The organism is Bacillus sp. FJAT-27445, assembly GCF_001510665.1.
Classification (GTDB): Bacteria; Bacillota; Bacilli; order Bacillales; family Cytobacillaceae; genus Bacillus_D.
In genome coordinates, this window is sequence record NZ_LMTI01000006.1 from 171,552 (window position 1) to 186,249 (window position 14,698).

Sequence of the window (14,698 nt, forward strand, 5' to 3'; positions counted from 1 at the left end):
TTTGGTTAGTTGGTGTGCTGATGGTTTTCGGGATAGCGGTTGAATATGTATAGGTTGCCGTCTTGGGAGCCGTCTGACCGTTCGATTTCGTAGATTGTGAGTATGCCGAGTTTGCTGGTTTTTTGGGTCATTCTTTTAAAGGTGGCGCGGGACAGGACGTTTGAGTTTGTGTTGTGCTGCATGTTGACGGAGGTGAGGACTGCGCCGATTGTGACGTTGGTGACCCCGGGTATGGCTGCCGCAAAGAGGGCAAGGCGTTTGAGGCCGATGAGCTGGCGTTTTGGGAAAATGTCTCTGTTTGCGTTGAGCCACTGTGCGAAGTGGGTTCTGAACTCTTCTGTGCTTTCAAATTGGGAATATTGTTTTAACCGGGACACGGATTGGATTTTCATATGTGTGCACCACCCTTTCACTCTTTATATACGGAATTTCCGGTGAAAAGGACAGGGGTAGTGCAAGTTTTTTTAGTAGTGAGGCAGGGGACGTATCTATTGCTTCACTTTGGTAGTAGTGCCGAGTTTCATTATGTATCGTTTGTTTTGGGCTACCTCTTATGTTGGAGAGAATATTGAAGAACATTAAAAAGCTATAAACAGTAGAATCGAGTTAATTAATACGATATTTACGAAGATTGAAGCGGATTTACTTTCTGGTTTTTGAACCTACTCACAAAACTGTGTGCAGGAGAAACACAGAGATATTCAAAGTCAATAGTAGAGCTGGGGCTTTTCCAATGCCTCAATCCAGGTTAGAAAAAAAAAGCGCTTTTGCGCTTAAAAATGGGGCTTTGTTTTAAAAGATGCCTCTTGGGCCTATAAATAACCTGAAAAGCGAGACAATCAAAGCAAACCGAATTATCCTTCGTATTATTCGGCCTCTAAATCGTGTTTGTAATACAAGAGAATCGCTGCCAGCAGATACAAGGGTGCCACAAAAAGTGCCTGCCGTTGTAGTTACTTCGACATCTTGTCCTATAAGACTATAGACATGTTGTGCAAAATTTTCGTCCCACATCCTTTTCACCACCTCTCCTATTAATAGAAAATGCAGCTGAAACTGAATGGCTTGGACATTTACTATAGAAGAAATGATTATTTTTAAAAAATCATCAATTTTAGGTAGAATGTATTGTTAGAATTACACATGAAGACCGTTTTAACCTTGTCCCTGCAAAGCGCAAGGGGGTTGACTGAGATCATCCCCTTATACTTGTTGTAGGCAGGATGGGGTGTATGCTTCTGGTATGGGCCAATTTTTCCAAAAGGAAAAGGAACGAGTGAAAATTTTGTGACGTAGTCGGAATTGTTTAAATTTGTACAAATATTCTTTAAATATAATATTTTGTGCTTTTTAAAGGATTTTTGAGTGGTTTTTGTTGTTTGTTCCCAACTGAATGGCGGTATTGAAGGGAATTTTTTGTTTGTATGTGGTTTTTCGTAAGAGGAATTAATAGTATACAGATATAGCATGGGGTTGGCAATAGTTGGATTTAATTTAGAGGGCGGTTGCTGGAGGTTTAATGGGCCGGTGTAACAGTATTTTACAAATATTAAATTTACTTCCAATTACGTTTCCCGCATACTATAGGGGGAAGGAGGGATGGTTCTGGAAATGTTCCTTCTGTTCTGAGAAAGATTCGACTATGCATAGATTGCTTAGGCCCCGTACACCCTTGAGCCAACGACCACACTTACTTAACCACAAAGGCCACAAGCTGAATCACCATCACCCGCTAAAACAGGCATCATGAAAATGGCATGATCGTACCTTTCCAATTGGGACAGTAGGGCAATGCTTCATTATTCATGGTGTCTTTTGCATTTCTTCGCTTTTCACTTATCCAACTCCATCAATGAGTACATAGGCTATATAATAGGAAGAAACTTGACACCTTTTGTCGAAATCGATGTGGCGAAAAAACAAAACCCCGGGTGAACGTCTGGCGAGACAGTCCCGAGGCTTCAGTGTTGGGTATACCAACTCACTGTTAGTATACCCCTTTTGGAAAATAAATCAATACGAGGGGGCAAATGAATGATTATTTTACCGCAATATATGATTAATGAAAAGACAGTTGGGTTTTGGGGAATGTACGGTGAAAACGGGATCAAGGGTTCATACGTGTTGGAAGGGCTTGACCAATTGAATATTGGCATACCTCCGCTTAAGATTATAGATTTCACATTGAAGAATTTAGGATTTAGCCTGCGGGGTGCAATTGACGGGTCGAAGTGTCAGTTGGGGAAGGATTGTAAGATGCTTCCGCTTACTATCAACTCGCAGCTTGGAGTTTTCCTGCTTCCGACTAGGGCGATCGGACGGAACGATTGCCTTTGGCTATCATTGATGCACATCCAGAGCCATAAGGCGCTCAGCGCAGCCACCACCCGGGTTTTCATGAACTTTGGCCATACCATAGATCTTGAAATTAAGGAAAGCCTATTCATTAAGAAATTGGACAAGGCCCGGCGGCTTAGGGAAATCGTCACCCGCAACTCCCAAAACCCGCTCACTTTCTACCTTGAACCCAAGCCTGGCTTCACCGTCGTCGAAGGAAAAGGCGAATACCGGCTGGAGTGAAGCAGAGTGAGGCAGGGGACGTATCCAGTGCCTCATTCTTGAAGCAGTGAGGCGGGGGACGTATCCATTGCCTCATTCTTGAAGCAGGCTATTGCCTCAATCTGGAGGATAGTTTAAATACGATGATTTAATGAAATGGAGAACCCTCGTAAAACCGCCGATGCGGTAATACGAGGGCTTCTTTTCTGGTCTGGGATGGCGCGAACTTCGAATGTTATCTGTCTGTCGGCAAAAAGAATCTGCTTGGCGCGTTGGCCAATTTTTAAAAAGAAAACGTCTTACTGTTTTTAGATAGGGATGGATTTCGTTTCCGTTTGTAAGTTCGAACAACGAAGAGTAGAAGTAGGTGCCATTTAAAAACTAAAGGAAAATCCTGATAGATAATGGTATAATATTCCTAATATTCAAAAACGAAGGAGGAACTATAGGAAAAGAAATTTCCTTACTGTATAGCATTCTAGGTGATTTTTAAATAGAGGAGAGTAGGGTATGAAGGTATTTCGCACGATTGGGAAGGGGCTTGGAACGGTCGGTGGGGGAGTTGTTGGCGGTTCTATTAGAGTGGTCGGAAAGGCTGTTGGGACCAAGTGGAAGGGTACCGGTGAATGGATAGAGGAAATTGGTGATGGTGTTGAATCTGCATCTAAAATTGCTTTGGACAATGCGGGGCAGTTTGTGGATGGAGCCATTCAGGGTACATATGGTGCAATAAAAAGTGATGACTATTATAAACAAAGAGGATTAAATGACCTCAAAGATTCAACTGGCAGAACGCTTAACGGAATTGGTTCGTCGGTAAAATATACAATGAATAACATTGGCACTACATATAAGGGTTTTAAAAGTGGAAATAATGAGGAAGCAATAAAGGGAATGAAAAATCTCGGCAAAGTAGTAGATGTTTCAGCCTTTGCTATAGGCATAGTGGATATAGTGGATGGAGCAGATGTCATTGAAGCGGAGGAGCTCGAAACACGAAATGACCATTTAGGTGGGTATGAACATCCGGATACAGGGGTGCTTTTTGTGGAAAGAGCAGTGGATCTGCCGAATGGACAGGTTATTGAGGGAGTATTTCCGGTATTCGATAGTAACTTCAATGTCGTCCTAGCAGAAGAATTGTACCTGGAAAGCGATGAGGTTCATTTCAAAGTGGCAAATGATACTTTGTATCAAGCCGTCTCAGAGAATCCTTCCCTGGCAGGCAAACTGGGTCTCTCAAATGCCGATGTCCAAAGTCTTGCCAATGGACAAACACCTGAAGGATTTACTTGGCATCATAACGAGGAACCTGGTCGTTTACAGTTGGTAGATGAAGATACGCATGCCCAAACGGCTCATACAGGAGGCCGTGCGATTTGGGGTGGCGGGAGTGAGTATCGGTAGTGAATAAGAGTGAAGCAGAGGGTACGTCCCCTGCTTCAATAGAGGTGTTGAAATTTGATTAAGGGTAAAATATTCAGTTATTGTCTTGCGTTATTTTTAATTGCCTCTCTTTTCTTCAATTATTATCTTTATAAAGAAAACGAAGGGTTTAAAATACAACTTGGCACTGAATATCAGAGTGCTTTTAGATTAACTATTCATAATCTTGGTGATGGGAGTACGGATTTCTGGGTTGAAACATTGAAAGAACCTAATGGTGATATTCAGTTGGAACGCTATGTTGGTGAGCTTAGAAACTATAGTAGGGAATTCAGCCAAATGGGTGGCCAAATGTCAGCGATTGGTATGCTATTGGATGAAATAATAAAACAATATTATCAATTAGAGTATGGCGTTAAGAACGGAGAAGATGTTGAAGACAGTAAAAAAGCTATAAACAGTAGAATCCAGCTAATTAATACGATATTTACGAAGATTGAGGCTGATTTAGGAGAGAACGAAAAATTATGGTATAAAGAGCTTTCTGGTTTTCAAACAGATACTCAGAACTATGTGGAAGAGAAATACAGAGAATTTCAACTGCAAAATAAGTGAAGCAGGATACGGATCTAGTGCTCATTCAGGGTTTGCGGGAGCAAAGTCATAACTTAGATTGGCGAAAGACAAAAGGTTTTTATTTTACCGGGAAAAAATAACAAAAATCCCTCGGAGAGCGGGGGATTTTTGTTAAAAATGGTGCCCTGGTTTTAAAAATTTCTCTAACTTATTTATACACCTTATAAGGTACGTTCACTTCTGGCATCCCGGCAGCATAAGGAGCGACTTCATATCCATGGAAATTCAGCACAATGCCACTTGGAGTTATGTAGAATGTACTGTTGTTGCTGAGATTTAAGCTGGTTGGTCTGAAACTATACTCTCTTTTATTCTATTCGTTTAATGCGGAATTGCTGAGTTTGGAGAGTGATGTCTTGCTACCGTCCGCCTGTTGCAAGTGAATTTGTACTTTCCTATATACTCTTTATGGTTTGGGTCGGTGCAATTATAATGAATGTAAGGGAATTACTTTTAAAAAAAAAGAGATGTTTAATAAAAATGGTTGCCGGCAACAGAGGCTAGACACGAAGCTGGGATATCTCGTACCTATTGAACAAGTTTGGTAAAGAATAGGGTCCCTGCTTCACTGCTTCATACCGTTTCTTGTGAATTACCACGTAAGAGGGGATGTGGGGATGGCATGCTTGAAAAACTGGCTAGGATTGTTGTTGTGTTTACGGTTCTGGTTGCTGCGAGCATGAGTTTTTCCGGGGGGAGAGTGAAGGCTGCCTTGAAACCGGTCGATTATATGGGAGTTCGGGTCGTTACCCATACGTCGCTTGAGCAGAAAATCGCGCTGAATTTGCTGGCCGGAAATACAAAGTTTTCGCTTACGGAATTCAAGGAAATTAAGGACATGGCGTACCTCGGCGACCGCGTAAACAAGGTTATTGCGCAGAACCCATTGATTCTCGGGGTGATCAACTTCGGTTATCAATATTCTTCCAAGTCCAAAGTAATGACTGTGCAGTATACAGAAAATGCAGCGAGGATGAAAAAGAAGCAGCAGGCCATCGTTAATCAGTCGAAAAGGATTTTGGATACCCTGATTAAGCCGAAGATGACCGACAGGCAGAAGTTCAAGGCAATCTACGACTATTTGGACGTGAATGCGAAGTACGATTTTGAGGCTTTTAATGAGGGAAGCGTAATGTTACGGGATACCGACCCGAAATATTGGACGGCTTACAATCCATATGGGGTGCTCGTCGAGAAGAATGGGGTTTGCCAAAGTTATGCCGGCAGCTTTCAGTTGTTAAGCACGATGCTTGGGCTGAATTCGGTTGTTGTTACCGGAACAATGGATGGCGGCGGGCATAGCTGGAACAAGGTGAAGCTGAATGGCCAGTGGGTCCACATCGACCCAACGAGCAACAGGACGAACAACTCGATTCCTTACATGCTTTACGAAGCAAACGATGCATTTGCTAAATCGATAGGGTACGAGGAAGACAAGCTCTATTGGACGGACAATGAGATTGCCATGTTCGCCTCGAAGGGCAAGTTGAATGATTACTATATTCAGAACAAACTCGTCGCCGGCAATTTGAAAGAGTTGAAGGATAAGATTGCGGAAGCGAAGAATCGAAATTCGGACTTCGCATACATACGCTCAGAACAGAAATTCTCGTCCAATCAAGTGTTTGCCGTGTTGAGGGAAGTGACTCTTCTGAGCAAAGTAAGCATGACAACATCGGGGAATGGGAAATATATGGCATTGAGTTTGAAGTGAAGCAGTGAAGCAGGGGACGTATCCTCTGCTTCACTTTTGTCGAATGCTAGGTTCAGTCCGCTAAAGCATCCATATTGCCGACCAGGTTGTGTGCAGCTGAATCTTGGAGCATGGGCCCATTTTTTCCAAAAATAATTAGAGGTTCTTTTCCAAAATGATTTTGTGTCGGCCGTTATTATCGATACAGGTTTCCACAATGTCAAAACCGTTTTTGATGTTGAGGATTAGCATACTGCGCCATTTGTTCATGGTTTTGGTTTGGATGGACGAATAGCCGTGCTCTTTGAGATAGCTATGCTGCTGATCCATGAGGGTTGCGGCAATTCCGTGGTTCCTGTATTCAGGGTTGACTCCGCCAATCCAGCTGTAAAATTTTGTTGGTTCGAGTTTATAGCCGATTTTGTAGCCAACAACCATTTGGCCGTCTAGTGCTAGGTTGAACAGTAACTTGGGTTTATCGCCCATTTTGGCCAGCAGGTCATCGTTGCTGCCGAAGATGGAGTTGTGCAGGTGTTGGATGCCTTCCATTATAGTAGGGCTTGGAATGTAGTCGGCTGTGAGATAGGTAAGGTTCAAGGTTGCTCTCCTCCTGTTTTTTTACAAAAAGAAAGCCTCCACGACATGAGTGAAGGCTGGTCCTGTGATTTGTACTTTAATTTACTGCGCCGGAGGTTCCATGCCGAATTCTTGCCATTCTTCACGTGAAGGGCCGTAGACGCCTGGTACGCGGAGGCCGGCCTGGCGCATGAGGATGGTCATTTGCCCGCGGTGGTGGACTTGGTGTTTGACCAAAACGGATAGGGTCACCCCGTTTGGCCATTGGTCGCCGTACATATCTTTAACTTCTTTTAACGTTTCGTCCGTCCACTGTTCCTGGAGTGCCGCAATCATTGCGCTGCTTGCCTGGCGGTAGCCGTCAGTCATTTCCTTCGCAGTGGCCGGTGCTTTGCTTTCGTGCTCGGGTGCTTCGAATTCAAGCCCAGTGCGGGACATCATTTCGTGCAGCGTTGTGACGATGTGCCAGGCAAGCTGGCCGAGTGTCCTGTGGTCCTGGGCGACTTGCTGGTTCAGCGATTCATCTGTGAGTGCGTCCATTATTTTCTGTGTCATTGGGCCTTCGTACTGCCATTCTTGGATGAAGTCTTCAATTGTACGAAACATATGTAATCCTCCTCGTTTTTGGTCTCATTTTTAAGATTCGCCTTCCGGTAGGAAAAACCCTTTGATAGAAAAGTGATTCTTTTGTCGAATGAAGCAGGGGACGTATCCACCGCCTCACTGCTTAGTTCCAAAATATTTATTGATATCAATTTTGCTGGTGATGTAGTATTCCTCTGTTAAAATGTGGCCTGTTTCGGTAAAAATGTTTAGCTCCAATTTACTATTCTTATTTTCGAAAAGAAGTATCCCGTCTGGTCCTTTTTCAAATTCTATTTCCTGTGCATTTGTCCTTTTTCCTTCATTTATCAAATCAGTTAGTTCTTCAATTTTCTTTTTATCCGTGAGCACTGAAACTTTTTCGTGCTTATCCGCAGAATTTATTTTATAAAAGGTGACTTGATCAAAATCCTCGTCAACTATCTTTGTGTCAGAGCATGATGCAAGTAATGACACGATTAAAACAGTGAGCGTTAAAAGGAACAGGTGTTTTTTCATTGCATTTTCCCCCTTCACAATCCTTCTAAAAACTACTGACGAAACCAATGGATCGTTGGTTTCGCCAGCAATTGAAAAACTTAATAATTAATTGAATTTTGTTTTAAGCAATTTTTGGCGTTGGAAGAAAAACCATTTGCAACCCAATCATTCCACCAGCCTTTAAGGGTATCATTTACTGTATAATACATGGCTTTATAGATGGAACTGAAGGAATAGGAATAAGTATCATAGCCGTCATTCGTGCTATCATACACATCCCAGAGGGCACCGGCCACCCGCCCTTCACAATCATCTCCAGTAGGGTAGGTAGACGTGTTTTCGGCATTCCAGGTTGAACCATCGGTGTAGGTGTAAACTGAGCTATTGTTCATATAGAGAGATAGGAAATGCGCCCAGCCTTCTGTCCATGCGCATCCTGGTTCTGATTCTCCGCTATTCCAATGCCCGGATGAGCAGTCCCTGGGCGGATAATTCCCGCTATAAAGATTGTACATATAATTATGGCCTAATTCATGGATGGTTGTATTTTTGCTGTTAGCCGATCTGTCATTCAAGTATACCTTCCCGCCAAGCTTGTAATGCGCGGAATACGTAGAACCCGAATACCAAACGATGGTCGACGTACCTGGAGCCTTATAATCATCCAGCCTTGCTTCGGTTCTTGTTAAATCGTCAAATACCCAGAAAGCTCGTCCTACTTCATTGCCTGAGGAACCGTTTGGCACGTACACGCTTCCCGGGTTATTGCTGCCGTTAGAAACCGAAAGCCATTGTGCATAGGCTAAAAAGTTGCCGCCGCTGCTATTTTCCACTTTGCCGGCATTTTGGGAAATAGAATAGATTCTTAGTTCCCACAGATTGGCTTTTGATGGATAGGTGAAGGCAATTGAGTAATATCCGGTACTATCGGTGTAATCCGTTCCTGCTACCCGCCAAATATAATATTGGTCCCGATATCTTAGTTCTGCCTTTCCGTATTTTACCCCTGTTGCGGTTCCGCTTCGGTTATACATTTTCCAGTATCCGCTAAAAGAGGCTGTCGCTGCCGTTGTGGTAAATTCGCCTTTCGTAAAAGGTGAAGGTTCATCGGTCCCGATTGATGATAAATCGTCCGTATCAGATTCGGGTTCTTCGGTAGTATCTGTTGAAGGTTCAGGTGTAGTATCTGTTGAGGAATCAGAGGTGGTATCTGTTGAAGGTTCAGTGGTTGTATTTATTGCAGGTTCATCCGTTTCATTTGCAGAAGAATCGTCAGTTATGCCCGTGCTGCCCTCAAGTGAGCCATAATTAGGGGAATCTGGGTCTTCGATGACAATCGTTTCACCAGTTTCGCTTAATGCTGGTACATAGTCTTTCATTTCCTGTTCCCAACCCTCAACAATTCCATCATTCTTTACAGTAAACGTAAAGACGGTATTTCCGCCGAACTGGGAGGATTCATCGAACTTTGATTCTGCCTGTAGAACCAGCTTATATTGTCCTATTTCTAAATTCTTAATCTTAAAATCTTGTTCCTCTTTATCTTTGATTTTAAGTTTTTTACTAAAAATATCTTCTTTTTTTGCCTTCTTAAATGAATCGCGGGAATCACTCATCTTTTCAAGTTCAAAGTATAACTTTACATCATTCGCAGCTGCCTTGTTTAAAATTAAATAGGTAAAAGTTACATCCCAAAGACCTTTTTTGGATTCAGCACTTTTTATTCTCGTGTTGACCTCAATGGGTGTTTCATCTTCCGATTTAAAAGTGGAAGCAATGCTTTGATCCATTTGCGAGTCAGTACCAACAAACCCTAACCACATATTTAGAAACAAACAAAAACTAAGGAATGCTTTCATTCACCCTGCTCCTTTTCTGTTTTCCTATTTTAAAATCGGCCAATACGAGGCAAATCCTCCTTTCATTTCAGGATAAGAAATAAATTCCACTTTTTTCTTCTTTTTCCTACTGCTTTTGTGGGAAAAACAATTTTCCCAACTTTTAAATGTAATAAAAGTTTTTCAAACAGGGAGAGACGGAGGGGAGGGAGGCGAACATAGTGATGAAGCACTGGATACGTCCCCTGCTTCATACTAGGTGAAACAGCGGGGTTGCTACGGCAATCCTGTTTTTTATTAAGCTAACGGGAGTTGCAGAAGGATATTTTCTGTTTTAAGCGAATTAGAATTTCAAACAAACCTTACACCAATACAGGTATGAAAATAACAGGAACCTTGGAGGTATGAGATATGAAGATTAATAGAATAGATCATGTGAGTGTAAACGTAAATGATCTTTCAGAGGCTAAAGCGTTTTTTCTTGATTTAGGACTTGAAGTGAAAGCGGAATGGGAATTGGATGGAGAACAGTTGGACAGAATAGTTGGGCTTAATGATGTTAGAACGGCATGTGTAGGATTAGGGATGCCAGATGGTCAGGTATGGATAGAGCTAGTCAAATTTTATACCCCGTCAGATGAAAAAGGTATTCAGCAACCTTTTGCAAATACGCTGGGTATCCGGCATATTTGCTTTGCTGTTGAAGATATTGAAGCTATTGTTGAAAAATTGAAAAAGAGGGGCACGGAAATCTTTAGTGAGATACAGCAATATGAAGAAAGTTATAAGTTATGCTACGTTCGTGGTCCAGAGGGAATTATTTTAGAGTTGGCGGAGAAAATCAGATAAATATTGAATGGGAATTTAATTGATTTAAGTCTCCAACTTTAAAGATTTCTTATTAACTAGGGTGCAAGAGATCTAGATTGTGCTGCCAAACAGGCAGCACTTTTGTTATTCGAGTAACGAAGGCAGTTGAAGAACTACATAGTTAGCATAGATTAAATAGAATAACAGGAATATTATTAATCACTATAAAAGGGGTTAAAGAAAGGACTGGTCTCATTGGATATAAGAAAGCCAGATGATTTGGAGCTTAAAAGGATTTATTCAATTTCTCCACAAGCTATATATGATGGGACTTTGGGTGAAGTAAAACCTACTAATGAAAAAATTGAACAACTTATTGATCCAATATTAGAAAAGGGGGGCTATTACTTAAGAGCGGTAGAGGACGATAAAATAATGGGATGGATTCTTTTAGGTGCAGGTAAAGACAAGTTTACAGATAAGATAAATGGATTTATTCATGAATTATTTGTTCTCAATGAATTTAGAGGAAAGGGGATATCTAAACAGTTAATGAAAGCAGGTATAGACCAACTAAAACAAGATGGATATTCAGAAATTCGTCATAATGCCTTTGCTGAAAACCCTGCTGTTAAACTATATGAACGAATGGGATTTCACGTAAAAATGGTTTCAATGAGTTTGTCATTGTGAAAGAGAATTCGTAAATGTCTGAACAAACGGTGCGGATTAACACAAGAAGGGTGGTTAATTCGTGCCGTCAAATTTTTCATTACTGAAGGGAAGCATATTAAAGGGATTTGACAGGAAGAAGGTAGGATAATGCTTCAAAAGATTAAAATAGGAAAATGGTTATTAGAGGATGAAGGTTTTTTACCTGCAGATAGCGAAAACTGTATAGGGAATTTATGACGCTTTAGGGAGGGAATTTGGTGACTTATGAAATTTTAACGTTACCAGCCTATCGGGCTGTAGGATTAAAATGGGAGGGAACATTTTCAGAAATCGTACCGAATTTAAAAAACATCATTCAAAAATGTGAGGACCGAGCAATTGAATTAGAATATAAGGTGAATCCCAGTGTTCAATTAGGTCTATCTTATCATGTAGTTAAAAATGGATTCGAACATTACGCTGTATATGAAGTAAGTGAGGAGCAGGAGATACCTGATGGAATGATTGAAATAAGGATTCCTGAATGGACATATGTGAAGACTACACATAACAAAGGAAAAGATATACAAAAGACTTATACGGATTTACATCAATGGTTATTTAAGAGTGACTATACAGCATTTAGAGAAGCTGGTGTAGATTACTATGATCCTTATATGCCAATTAAACATGAATATTGCCCAGTTGAACGTGATCCTAATGATCCGCATTTTGATATTTATATACCGATTGTAAAAAAATAAATGTTTCTTTTTTAACAAACAGGTGCGTAGGTCCTGGAAGGATTTCCGCACTTTTTTGTTGAACTCTTTATTGAACATAAGTGGCAGTTTAGTTGAATTAGGATGGAACTTTTTACCTGTAAATCCGTATTAGGTAACAAAATAATAAAGGGATGAAGTTTAAGTTGTTTTACGAAGGTGTTGATTACGGAACTTTTTTGATGGGCAATTTTGTTTATCTTTCAAACGTTGGTAAATCGTTATCCTATTGAACAAACGGGGCAGGTTAATGAAAAAGAAATGAACTTTAGACAAATTTGTGCATTAAAAATGTTAATTACTCAATGAAAGGGAGATGAAATTCTATGATATGGTTTATTGGTGGAGTAGTAATTCTTGGAGTCATTATAAGCATGAAAAAAGGAAAACAGACAGACCATGATATTGCAAGTTCGTTGAGAGAAAATAACCGTCATCCACACGACCAAGGAGGGTTTATTAGAGACAGAAATAGGTAGTTCGGAGTTCGGAGTTCGGAGTTCGGAGTTCGGTGTTATTGTACAGTACAGTATTACTTGTTAAACGAACGGGTGCTTTGATCTAGTAAGGATTAAGGCACTTTTTTGTTGAAATCCTTATTATGCTAAAGTGGCAGTTGAAGTAGGTATTACCTCGAAGTCTGTCAAATAATAAAAGAAACAATGTTGAATTTTAATCGAGAAGTGTATGGAAGGTGCAGAATTGAGGAAATCATTTAAAGTTCTATTTATTATTCTTTCAATAATTTGCGTCTTGTTACTATTTTTAGCCATTGGAGTTGGAAGGTTCATTAATAATGAGTTGGAATGGGAACTAAATCAGGATTTAACGTTTTCTCAATCATTTAAGATGGTATTAACGCAAAATTATGATGGTGAGAAAGAAACGCAAATTAAAAAAGAAAGTATCAAGGAACAGTATCGTCATATTACTGTTTATTATCCAGATGATTTTTCAAGATATATACCCATTACCAAAGAAACTTTACTATGGGCAATGGATAAAAACCGAGAACTTTTCGGAACAGTAAAAGAAGTACCATTGGATTTATTAGTAGTACAAAACAAAGATGAATTAAGAGAGCTTAGACCACAGGAGAACCTATTAGGCTTTTATTCTGAATTTGACAAGATAGTCGCTATTACGTATGACGACAATGAATTGAATTTAGGAAAGAGGGAAACGCCACTTCACTATTTTCAAAAAGTAATTTTACACGAATATACACACTATATTTTTGCTCGATTGGTTAATGATTCAAGCGGAGGCACTTCCCCTTATCCAGTTTGGTTTCAGGAGGGGATTTGTGAATATGTAGGATACGACCAAACCACTATTGAACATTCGGATTTTGATTTGGAATTTGTTCCATTAGACGAACTTGTTTCATACGAACAATGGCAAGATGTACAAATGCAAGGTGATACTGAAGCGTATTTACAAAGTTACTTTGCTATTAAATATTTGATTGATACATTTGGGGTTGGAATTGTAAAAGAAATTATTAATCTAACAAATAGTACGGGGGATTTTGAAAAAGGTTTTATGGAAGCTACTGATATCACCGTTATTGATTTTGAAAACAATTTTTTAGGTGTAGCTGAGATATTGCGATAAGACGCTCTACTTATTGTTTCAAATGTTAATCCTAAGCGGAAAAATTATAGCTGGTCAGCAGAATGTCAATAAATGTACATAAAACAAACGGGTTCAAGGGTACAGAAGCAACGCTAAAGGAAAGATAGCTAATGGATAACAAATTAAAATTAATATTTTCGGGAGGGGGGAGGCAATGAAACCGATTCAATTGATAGAGCTAACAAAGGATGTGGAAATTCTGTATTCTAATAGCCATGTCGAATTATCATCAAGACGAAAGAAACAAATAGAAGAATTTTGGAAAGAAATTAACCAGCAAAACGCATTTCATAGGGGAGAAGTTTTTAATGTTAAAAGTATTATTGAAGAGGAGAACTCTTACAAGATAATGCTTAACTGTACCGATTATGCTCACTATTTACATACTGTTAGAAACAATATTACAGATGATGAGGGATGCAAAGTTGTATTTGGAGCTGGATTAGTTGAAACAAAGGATTCAAAATTAGTCTTCGGTGAAATGGGTAATCATACGGCTTATCCTGGAAGGTTTCAGTGTGTAGCGGGTGGTTTGAGTTGGAATGATAAGAAGGATAATTATTTCGACATTAAAGAAAGTGTTTTACGTGAACTCGCTGAGGAGTTAGGAATTTATGAAACTAATAAGATTGAAAATTGTACGCCAGTTTTTATTAAAACAGGTGGAATGTACGATTTCATTGTTGTTCTGTATCACATTAAGCTAAACATAACCTCAAATGAATTAATTGTTAGCTACCAAAAATTTATAGAAGAACTTCTGCTTAAAGGGGAAAAACCTGAATTTCAAAGTGTGTTTTATTTGGAGAATAATAAAGATTCAGTATACCGTTTTTTTGAAAGTAAAAGGTATTGCGAAGAATATCTACGACCATATTTAGAACAAATGGTTTTTTAAACAAATGGTTGTAATTGTACAAACAGGTCAGTATTCATGTAATAAAGCTAAGTTTGTGAACAAATGCACTTAAACTATAGGGTGCGTTGATTCAAGAATGATTAATGCACTTTTTTGTTAAAGTTATTAAAATAACAAAGCAGAA

The 14,698-nt window shown here is 39.9% G+C and carries 15 protein-coding genes and 1 pseudogene; 9 read left to right on the plus strand and 7 right to left on the minus strand.

Features of this window, described 5'->3' with window-relative positions:
* Positions 1-5: 5 nt before the first annotated feature.
* Together AR337_RS18260 and AR337_RS18270 are read right to left on the minus strand one after the other, a co-directional pair.
* Entirely contained in the window at positions 6-392 is a 387-nt protein-coding gene (locus AR337_RS18260) for a hypothetical protein (RefSeq protein ID WP_059173469.1), read from the minus strand.
* A gap of 705 nt (positions 393-1,097) precedes the next feature.
* A complete protein-coding gene (locus tag AR337_RS18270) occupies positions 1,098-1,565 on the minus strand; it encodes a hypothetical protein (protein WP_059173471.1) in 468 nt (155 codons plus the stop codon).
* Between the two features lie 469 nt (positions 1,566-2,034).
* On the opposite strand from AR337_RS18270, the gene AR337_RS18275 reads away from it, so the two are divergent.
* The 3 genes from AR337_RS18275 to AR337_RS18285 all read left to right on the plus strand — a co-directional run bounded on the left by AR337_RS18275 (position 2,035) and on the right by AR337_RS18285 (position 4,560).
* Entirely contained in the window at positions 2,035-2,580 is a 546-nt protein-coding gene (locus tag AR337_RS18275) for a competence protein ComK (RefSeq protein ID WP_059173472.1), read from the plus strand.
* 489 nt (positions 2,581-3,069) lie between these two features.
* The gene (locus AR337_RS18280) at positions 3,070-3,966 is read left to right on the plus strand and encodes an HNH endonuclease (protein ID WP_059173473.1); all 897 of its coding nucleotides are present in this window, start codon (positions 3,070-3,072) and stop codon (positions 3,964-3,966) included.
* A 54-nt stretch (positions 3,967-4,020) separates the two neighbouring features.
* A complete protein-coding gene (locus AR337_RS18285; protein WP_059173474.1) occupies positions 4,021-4,560 on the plus strand; it encodes a hypothetical protein in 540 nt (179 codons plus the stop codon).
* 169 nt (positions 4,561-4,729) lie between these two features.
* Here the strand turns inward: AR337_RS18285 and AR337_RS23975 are convergent.
* Positions 4,730-4,858 (minus strand): annotated as a pseudogene (locus AR337_RS23975) (RsiV family protein); the annotation flags it as partial.
* Between the two features lie 345 nt (positions 4,859-5,203).
* Here AR337_RS23975 and AR337_RS18290 point away from each other — a divergent pair.
* Entirely contained in the window at positions 5,204-6,295 is a 1,092-nt protein-coding gene (locus tag AR337_RS18290) for a transglutaminase domain-containing protein (RefSeq protein WP_059173475.1), read from the plus strand.
* Between the two features lie 135 nt (positions 6,296-6,430).
* Here AR337_RS18290 and AR337_RS18295 read toward each other — a convergent pair whose 3' ends face one another.
* From AR337_RS18295 to AR337_RS18310, 4 genes are all read right to left on the minus strand, one after another.
* Positions 6,431-6,871: a GNAT family N-acetyltransferase gene (locus AR337_RS18295; protein WP_253701924.1), complete on the minus strand. Its 441-nt coding sequence runs from the start codon at positions 6,869-6,871 to the stop codon at positions 6,431-6,433.
* Between the two features lie 81 nt (positions 6,872-6,952).
* The gene (locus AR337_RS18300; RefSeq protein WP_059173476.1) at positions 6,953-7,456 is read right to left on the minus strand and encodes a DinB family protein; all 504 of its coding nucleotides are present in this window, start codon (positions 7,454-7,456) and stop codon (positions 6,953-6,955) included.
* Between the two features lie 114 nt (positions 7,457-7,570).
* Positions 7,571-7,951, minus strand: coding sequence for a hypothetical protein (locus tag AR337_RS18305; protein WP_059173477.1), 381 nt, complete (start codon positions 7,949-7,951; stop codon positions 7,571-7,573).
* 80 nt (positions 7,952-8,031) lie between these two features.
* Positions 8,032-9,792: a hypothetical protein gene (locus tag AR337_RS18310; protein ID WP_059173478.1), complete on the minus strand. Its 1,761-nt coding sequence runs from the start codon at positions 9,790-9,792 to the stop codon at positions 8,032-8,034.
* A 390-nt stretch (positions 9,793-10,182) separates the two neighbouring features.
* On the opposite strand from AR337_RS18310, the gene AR337_RS18315 reads away from it, so the two are divergent.
* The 5 genes from AR337_RS18315 (at position 10,183) to AR337_RS18335 (ending at position 14,553) form a co-directional block, all read left to right on the plus strand.
* Positions 10,183-10,620: a VOC family protein gene (locus AR337_RS18315; RefSeq protein ID WP_059173479.1), complete on the plus strand. Its 438-nt coding sequence runs from the start codon at positions 10,183-10,185 to the stop codon at positions 10,618-10,620.
* Positions 10,621-10,836: 216 nt separating this feature from the next.
* On the plus strand, positions 10,837-11,274 hold the full coding sequence (locus AR337_RS18320; protein WP_059173480.1) for a GNAT family N-acetyltransferase: 438 nt from the start codon (positions 10,837-10,839) through the stop codon (positions 11,272-11,274).
* Positions 11,275-11,513: 239 nt separating this feature from the next.
* Positions 11,514-11,999: a GyrI-like domain-containing protein gene (locus tag AR337_RS18325; RefSeq protein ID WP_059173481.1), complete on the plus strand. Its 486-nt coding sequence runs from the start codon at positions 11,514-11,516 to the stop codon at positions 11,997-11,999.
* Positions 12,000-12,704: 705 nt separating this feature from the next.
* Positions 12,705-13,634 carry a collagenase gene (locus AR337_RS18330; protein ID WP_156424448.1) on the plus strand — a complete coding sequence of 310 codons (930 nt, stop codon included), beginning with the start codon at positions 12,705-12,707 and terminating at the stop codon, positions 13,632-13,634.
* Between the two features lie 175 nt (positions 13,635-13,809).
* On the plus strand, positions 13,810-14,553 hold the full coding sequence (locus tag AR337_RS18335) for a hypothetical protein (protein ID WP_059173483.1): 744 nt from the start codon (positions 13,810-13,812) through the stop codon (positions 14,551-14,553).
* Positions 14,554-14,698 lie beyond the last annotated feature (145 nt).

Coding starts and splice junctions, on each gene's coding strand:
- AR337_RS18260 (WP_059173469.1), bottom strand. CDS start 392: ATGAAAATCCAATCCGTGTCCCGGTTAAAACAATATTCCCAATTTGAA.
- AR337_RS18275 (WP_059173472.1), top strand. CDS start 2,035: ATGATTATTTTACCGCAATATATGATTAATGAAAAGACAGTTGGGTTT.
- AR337_RS18280 (WP_059173473.1), top strand. CDS start 3,070: ATGAAGGTATTTCGCACGATTGGGAAGGGGCTTGGAACGGTCGGTGGG.
- AR337_RS18290 (WP_059173475.1), top strand. CDS start 5,204: ATGCTTGAAAAACTGGCTAGGATTGTTGTTGTGTTTACGGTTCTGGTT.
- AR337_RS18300 (WP_059173476.1), bottom strand. CDS start 7,456: ATGTTTCGTACAATTGAAGACTTCATCCAAGAATGGCAGTACGAAGGC.
- AR337_RS18305 (WP_059173477.1), bottom strand. CDS start 7,951: ATGAAAAAACACCTGTTCCTTTTAACGCTCACTGTTTTAATCGTGTCA.
- AR337_RS18310 (WP_059173478.1), bottom strand. CDS start 9,792: ATGAAAGCATTCCTTAGTTTTTGTTTGTTTCTAAATATGTGGTTAGGG.
- AR337_RS18315 (WP_059173479.1), top strand. CDS start 10,183: ATGAAGATTAATAGAATAGATCATGTGAGTGTAAACGTAAATGATCTT.
- AR337_RS18330 (WP_156424448.1), top strand. CDS start 12,705: ATGGAAGGTGCAGAATTGAGGAAATCATTTAAAGTTCTATTTATTATT.
- AR337_RS18335 (WP_059173483.1), top strand. CDS start 13,810: ATGAAACCGATTCAATTGATAGAGCTAACAAAGGATGTGGAAATTCTG.